Origin of the sequence: Kitasatospora sp. NPDC059571 (genome assembly GCF_042735675.1) — a bacterium.
Classification (GTDB): domain Bacteria; phylum Actinomycetota; class Actinomycetes; order Streptomycetales; family Streptomycetaceae; genus Kitasatospora.
The window spans coordinates 1-6,501 of the sequence record NZ_JBHWBW010000446.1 but is presented as its reverse complement, the minus strand read 5'-3'; the positions used below and the strand labels follow the sequence as shown (position 1 = coordinate 6,501).

The window sequence follows — 6,501 nt, the reverse complement described above, 5'->3', positions numbered from 1 at the left end:
TGTCCCTCTGCACGCCGCGCGAGAGCTCCCCCCGGGGCGCGGGTGGGGGGGGCGCCCCGTGGGCGCCGGGCGGGTGGGGGTGGGGGCCGGGGGCGCTCGGGGCCCGCACCGGCACTCCGCGGACGAGGTGCCCCGCGGGCCGTTCGGCGACGAAACAGGGCGAATCCCCCGGGTGGGCCGCGGTGTTGCACGACGGTGACGTCCGCCGGATCGTTCGGGGACGCGGCCTGGGAACACTCTTACCAGGAGCACGGCCGACGCCCCGTCATCGAGCGGGCAGGAGCGGACCGTGGCCCACCGCCACCAGCCGCACCGCATCAGGGGGACCGTCACATGTCCGCGATCAACCGCCGCCGCCGTTCGACCGCCGCCGCCACCGCTCTGGTCGCCGCCCTCACCGCCGGCGGCGTGCTCCTGCTGACCGCCTGCGACCCGAACGGCGCGAACGGCTCGGACGGCACGGCCGGGACCGCCGCCCCGACCGCCACGGCGCAGCCCGGCGGTGCCGCCACCGGCAAGCCGGGCGCCTCGCCGGCCCCCACCCGCACCCTGAACGGCACGGCGAACAGCCGGCTGACCATCAGCACCGGTACCAACAAGGTGGTGATGAACGGCACCGTGGTGGACTTCGGCACCGTCGTCCGGGACCTCTCCTGGTCGCCGGACGGACGCAAGGCCGCGTTCATCGACGGCTCCGGCAACCTGGTGGTGTCCAACCCGGACGGCACGGGCAAGGTGACCGTCGCCCGCAACCCCGGCGGCCAGACCTGGTCGCACCCGGCCTGGCAGGTCACCGGCGAGGACAAGGTCAACCACGTCGAGCCGCACAACAACATCTTCTTCGCGGTCGCCCAGGGCGGCGAGACCCGTCTGAAGGGCGTGTCGGCCACCGCGGTCAACGGGGTGCCCGAGGTGCTCGGCCTCGGCACCGAGCCCGACGTCCCGCCGCTGCCGCAGACCGGCAACGCCTGGCCCAACACCGGCGGCGACCACGGCAGCGCCGTGTACGCCAACGCCTCCACCGGTTCCGTCTACATCCGCGACGACTACCTGCGCCAGCAGGGCGGCAAGATCGCGGAGGGCTCGCAGCCCGCGCTGGCCCCGAACGCCGAGGAGGTCGTCTTCGTCCGGTCGGTGGCCGGCCACGACCACATCTTCACCGAGCGGCTGGACGGCAGCCAGGCCAAGGACCTCACCCCGAAGGCCACCACCGACTACACCGAGCCGGTCTGGTCGCCGGACGGCAGGACGCTGGCCGTGCGGACGCCCGAGGGCATCGCCACCCTGCCGGCCGACGGCTCGAAGGCCCCGGTCCTGGTCTCGACGTACGCGGGTCTGCCGGCCTACCGCGCGGGCAGCTGACCGCCGCCCGCCGAGCGGGCGATCTCCGCCCGCAGCTCCTCCAGGTGCACGTCGGCCTGCTCGTGCGGACGGAACTCCACCAGGTCGAGGAAGCGGAACAGCACCTGGTTCGCGGTGACCGCGTACTCGTACTCGGCGAAGCCGACCACGGCGCCGCTGCCGCCGCGGACGGCACCGCGCACGACGTGCGCGGTCGCCTCGTCCGGGGTCTCGGCGGACAGGCCGCGGCGGGCGTTCGGGCGGGCGAGGTAGGGGCAGACCATCGAGGCGTACAGCATGCAGGCCCGGTGGCCCGGGCCCTCGAGGGTCGGCGCCAGGTTGCGGTAGGGGCGGCCGGCCGCGAGCGCCTCGGCGATGGCCCCGGTCTCGGCCGGGCCGACGACCCGCCAGACCGGGCCGGCCGGCATCGGCGAGCCGCAGACCGAGCAGAGCCGGCCACGGGCGCAGTCCGCGCTGCGGGCGTGGTCGGTGAGGGCGAACCGCGGTTCGCCGTCCTCCCACGGGGTGATGGCCGGGACGGGGTAGCCGCGGGTGTCCCGCGGTCTGGCCCCGACCTCGGTCGGCATGGGAACGGTGTCGAAACGCACCGTCCATGCCTACCAGGCGCGGGAGGCCGGACACCACCGCCCGGGCGGTCCGGAGGGCCGCCACATGCATACCCGGTATGTGGACATCGGGCCCCGAGGCGTGCGAGGGTGGCCCGACGGAGTCGAACAGATCGGCCTGAAGCAGCATCACGTTCTGTCCCCGGCAAGAGAGCGAGCCCGTGCCAGCAGCCCCCGCCACCCGCAGAGCCTCCGCGCCCGGTCGGCGCAGTGCCAGGCGCAGTGAGCGACGCCGCCGCCAGGCCCGGCGGCGGCGCCTCACCGTCACCGTGCTCTGCTCGCTGGCGCTGCTCGGCGGTACGGCGTTCGTCGTGCTGCACGGCGGCAACGGCCAGGACGACGGCGGTGCCACCTCACAGGCCCGGCCGATCCCGCCGCTGGGCGGCAGCCGCGCAGCGGACCCGAGCACCGCCCCCACGACCGCGTCGCCGAGCCCGAGCCCCAGCCCGAGCCCGTCGCCGAGCCCGAGCGCGACCCAGGTCAAGGAGCGCGGCAAGGGCAGCTTCACGGCGGCCACCTCGAACGGCTCGGCCGTCGGCCACGGCACCGTCCGCCGCTACAAGGTCGAGGTCGAGGACGGCATCGGGATCGACCCGCAGGCCGCGGCCGCACAGGTGCAGGCGATCCTCGGCGACAGGCGCAGCTGGACGACCGACGGCAAGGACGGCTTCAAGCTGGTCTCCGACGGCATCTACGACTTCACCGTGCGGATCGCCTCGCCCGACACCACGGACAAGATATGCGGCGCGGGCGGACTCGACACCAAGGGCGAGGTCAACTGCGACGTGGGCAAGCAGGTGATGGTCAACTCCAAGCGCTGGCTGACCGGTTCGCCCCAGTTCAGCGGGTCGCTGGACGACTACCGGGCGCTGATCGTCAACCACGAGGTGGGCCACCGGATCGGCCACGGCCACGAGGGCTGCCCCGGCAAGGGCAAGCTCGCGCCCGCGATGATGCAGCAGATCTACGGCCTGAACGGCTGCCTGCCCAATGCCTGGCCGTACACCGCGGACGGCACCTACATCAGCGGCCCGGCCGTTCCGTAGCCGCCCGCGCGGCCGGACGGCCCGGCGGGCCGCACGGCCGCACCGGGCCCGCGCCGGTTCAGTGGCGGATCGCCGCGACGCCCTCGGCGGTGCCGGCCACCAGCAGCCCGTCGGTCAGGGCCAGCGCCCACACCGGCGAGCCGAGCCGCAGTTCGCGCAGCAGCGCGCCGTCGGCGGTGCGGATCCGCACCAGGCCGTCCGCCCAGCCCACCGCGACCACCGGGCCGTCGGCCGTGTCGGCGGCGGCGAGCGCGCCGACCTGCCCGGGCCGGGCGTCGAAGGGCTCGCCCGTCCCGGCCGCACCGGCGGCCCGCCAGAGCCGGACGACCCCGTCGAAGCCGCCGCTGACCAGCAGGTCGGCGCAGCCGTCCAGGGCGGTCACCGGCCCCTCGTGCAGCTTCTCGACCGCCACGCCGTCCGCCCGCAGCCAGCTCACCGCGCCGCTGTCGTCGGCCACCGCAGGCACGCCGGGTCCGTACACCGCAAGGGCGCTCAGCCCACCGGGCGCCTCGGCTCGCAGCGCCTCCAGCGCCTGCTCCAGGGCTGCCGCGGCGGGCGCCCCCGGGTGGTCCGGCAGCACCGAGGTGCCGCCCCGGGAGTCCAGCAGCAGGACCGAGCCGTCCGAGCCGACCGCCATCCCGCGCAGCGGCCCGGCGTCCGAGCCGGCCACCCGGGCCAGCGGGCGGCCGCTCGCCGCGTCCAGGGTCCGCACCACGCCGCCGGGGTCGGCCAGCAGCAGCTGACCGGCGTAGCGGGCGGCGCCGACCGCGATCCCGGAGACCGGTCCCGGCCAGCCGAACGAGGACTCCGGCCACATCGCCCAGACCGGCCGCCACGGTGCGGGGACGGCCGCCAGCCGCTCCACCGCGTCCTCGTCCATGCCCAGCAGCCGGGTGTGGAGCACGGCCGCCCGGACACCTGGGTCGTCCTCGCCCACCACCGCCGGTCCGGCCGCCGCCCAGGCCCGCGGGATCGCACCCTCCAGGCCGTCGAGGGCCGCGGTGACGGCCACCGGGTCCGCGTGGACCAGGAGGCGGGCGTCACTGAAGAGGCTGTCCACCGACTCCTCGCGGGCGGCCGCCGTCCACAGCGCGCCCAGCAGGTCGGGACCGGCGGCGGGCAGGTCCGGGGAGCCGTCGGGGTGGCGGGGCACCCGGACGATGAGCTCGCGGCCGCTCTCCCGCCCGGTCCGCTCCGGAGGGCCGGTCACCGTCGCGGGGCTGGGGTAGCCGGCCGGGTCCCGGCCGAGGTCGGCGGCCCAGCCGTCGAACCGCTCCCGGTCGGTCCACTGCGGCAGGTCGAGGTCGAGCACCGCCGCCTCCACCGCGGTGCCGAACGCCGCCGCGGCGGCACCGCCCTCCGGGGCCTCGACCACCAGTCGGACGTGCTCCGCGTCGAGCATCGGCAGCAGCAGCTGACCGACCAACTGGGAGGGGTGGACGGCCCGGCCGAGGTCGGGGACGCAGACCACCGTCCGGCGCCCGTCGTCGGCGAGTGCGGCCACCAGGTCGCCCGGGGTCCGGATGAGGTGGCCCAACTGCCGTCCCAGCAGCCAGAGGGCGGCGTCGACGGTGAGTCGCTCACCGGCCAGGACGGCGTGCACCCTGCGCTGCTCGGGGGCCCGTTCGTCCGCGCAGGCCTCGGCGAGCCACCGCAGCAGGTGGCTCTTGCCCGCCCCGGGCGAGCCGGCGACCCGGCACAGGCGCGGTGCGCGCTCGTCCGCCAGCCACCCGAGCAGGGCGCGCCCGGCCGGGCGTCGGCCCGCCCGGAGCGGCGGTAGGCGGTGCGCGTCGTCCCTCATGACCTGGTCCCCTCGTCTCCAACGGCAGGCCTATGAGCTTACTTACCGCCCGTCACCCCCTCGGCACAGCACCCGGGCCTCGGCATCCGACGGGCGGTCAGCCCATCACCGGGAGCACCTTCCCCAGCCCCGACTGCGCCCACCCGGGCAGCCCGTCGGCATCCGCCCAGGCCAGGCGGCCGGTGGCGAGCCGGATCCAGTCCAGCCCGTCCGCCCGCAGCGGGTCGTCCCCGGCACCGGCCGCCGTCCGCAGCAGGCCCGCCACCAGCCCGACCGCGCGCTGGTCGTGCGGGAAGTCGGCCGCCCGGCCGAGCGCATCGGCCAGGTCGTCGGCGTGCACCACCGACTCCACCAGCCGGGTCACCAGGTAGTCGGCGAGCAGCATCGGGCCGAACCGCATGGCGATCAGCCGGCCCGGCTCGGCCGCGGGCCCGTCCAGCACCGCCAGCAGCGCGTCCGCGGCCTCGTCGAAGCCCTCGGCGACGGCCGCCGGCGGTCCGGCGAAGGACTCGGCGGCGTGCTCCTGGACGCCCGCCAGGATGGTGGCCGCCGCCGTCCTGGTCACTCCCACCCAGGCGAGCAGCGCCAGCGGCTCGCCCTCGGGCACCGGCGTGTCCAGGTACCGCGGCACCCACTCCAGCACGATGCCCAGATGCGCCACCAACTCCCGCACCCGCCAGCCTTCCAGCCGGGTCGGCAGCTCCAACTCCGCGGCGGTCAGGCCGTGCACCGCGGAGCGGAGCGCTTCGACCTGGCCGGCGAGCGCGGATCGCGCGGCCAACGGGTCGTACTGGTAGGCGATTTCGTCAGAGGTCGGCATGCTCCGGAGGGTACCGGCGCAGGCTCATCGCAGCACCGGCAACAGGCCGGCGAGATCGCTGCGCTCGCCGCTCGCGGCGACGTCGGCCGCGTCCACCGCGGCGGCCCAGTCGGTCCGCCCGCTGGCCAGCCGGATCCAGGTGAGCGGGTCGGTCTCGACCACGTTGGGCGGAGTGCCCCGGGTGTGCCGCGGCCCCTCGACGGCCTGCACCACGGCGTACGGCGGGATCCGCAGCTCGACGGCGCCGCCCGGTGCCCGGTCGGCGAAGGTGTCGGCGAGCAGCCGGGTGACCGCGGCCACCGCCTGCCGGTCGTGCGGGAAGGAGTCCAGGCCGAGCGCGTCGGCCAGGTCGTCGGCGTGGACCACCGTCTCGACCAGCCGGGTGACCAGGAAGTCGGTCAACGTCATCGAGCCGAGCCGGATCTCGAACCGCCGCGCCGGGTCGGCGGATTCGGGCGCGGTCAGCAGCGCGGTCAGCGCGTCGGCCTCCGCCGCGAACGCGGCGGCCACCTGGGCGGGCCCCCCGTCGAACGCCAACGCGGCGTGCTCGCGGGTGCCGGCGTCCAGCAGCGGGGCCAGCTCGACCACTCCGGAGACCCACTCGGTGAGGCTCAACTCGCGCTTGCCGGTGGGGATGTTGGGGATGTCACCGATGTGCCGGGGGGTCCAGCCGATCTGCAGCGCGAGATGGGCGACCAGTTCGCGGACGGTCCACTCGCCGAGCCGGGTCGGCCGGGCGAGCTGCTCGTCGGTGAGGCCCTCGACGACCTTCTCCAGTGCCGCGGTCTGTGCGGCCAGCGCGGCACGGACCTTGGCCGGGTCGTAGGTACGGGGGCGGGGACGGCTCCTGGGCGGCATACCCCGCAG

Annotated in this window: 6 protein-coding genes; 2 read left to right on the top strand and 4 right to left on the bottom strand. The window is 76.1% G+C overall.

The features are described 5' to 3' along the window. Positions 1–333: 333 nt before the first annotated feature. The gene (locus tag ACFV0G_RS32420) at positions 334–1,362 is read left to right on the top strand and encodes a hypothetical protein (RefSeq protein ID WP_380555736.1); all 1,029 of its coding nucleotides are present in this window, start codon (positions 334–336) and stop codon (positions 1,360–1,362) included. Here ACFV0G_RS32420 and ACFV0G_RS32415 read toward each other — a convergent pair. Then, positions 1,344–1,928 (bottom strand): hypothetical protein, encoded by a 585-nt coding sequence (locus ACFV0G_RS32415; RefSeq protein WP_380555734.1) that lies wholly within the window; start codon positions 1,926–1,928, stop codon positions 1,344–1,346. The two genes, ACFV0G_RS32420 and ACFV0G_RS32415, sit on opposite strands and share 19 nt — an antisense overlap. A gap of 200 nt (positions 1,929–2,128) precedes the next feature. Here ACFV0G_RS32415 and ACFV0G_RS32410 point away from each other — a divergent pair, with 200 nt between their 5' ends. After that, a complete protein-coding gene (locus tag ACFV0G_RS32410; RefSeq protein ID WP_380555732.1) occupies positions 2,129–3,013 on the top strand; it encodes a DUF3152 domain-containing protein in 885 nt (294 codons plus the stop codon). A 58-nt stretch (positions 3,014–3,071) separates the two neighbouring features. Here the strand turns inward: ACFV0G_RS32410 and ACFV0G_RS32405 are convergent, their stop codons facing one another. From ACFV0G_RS32405 to ACFV0G_RS32395, 3 genes are all read right to left on the bottom strand, one after another. After that, positions 3,072–4,814: a hypothetical protein gene (locus tag ACFV0G_RS32405; protein WP_380555730.1), complete on the bottom strand. Its 1,743-nt coding sequence runs from the start codon at positions 4,812–4,814 to the stop codon at positions 3,072–3,074. A gap of 97 nt (positions 4,815–4,911) precedes the next feature. Then, positions 4,912–5,634 (bottom strand): maleylpyruvate isomerase family mycothiol-dependent enzyme, encoded by a 723-nt coding sequence (locus ACFV0G_RS32400; RefSeq protein WP_380555728.1) that lies wholly within the window; start codon positions 5,632–5,634, stop codon positions 4,912–4,914. Between the two features lie 24 nt (positions 5,635–5,658). Further along, the gene (locus tag ACFV0G_RS32395; RefSeq protein WP_380555738.1) at positions 5,659–6,492 is read right to left on the bottom strand and encodes a sterol carrier family protein; all 834 of its coding nucleotides are present in this window, start codon (positions 6,490–6,492) and stop codon (positions 5,659–5,661) included. Positions 6,493–6,501: the final 9 nt, after the last annotated feature.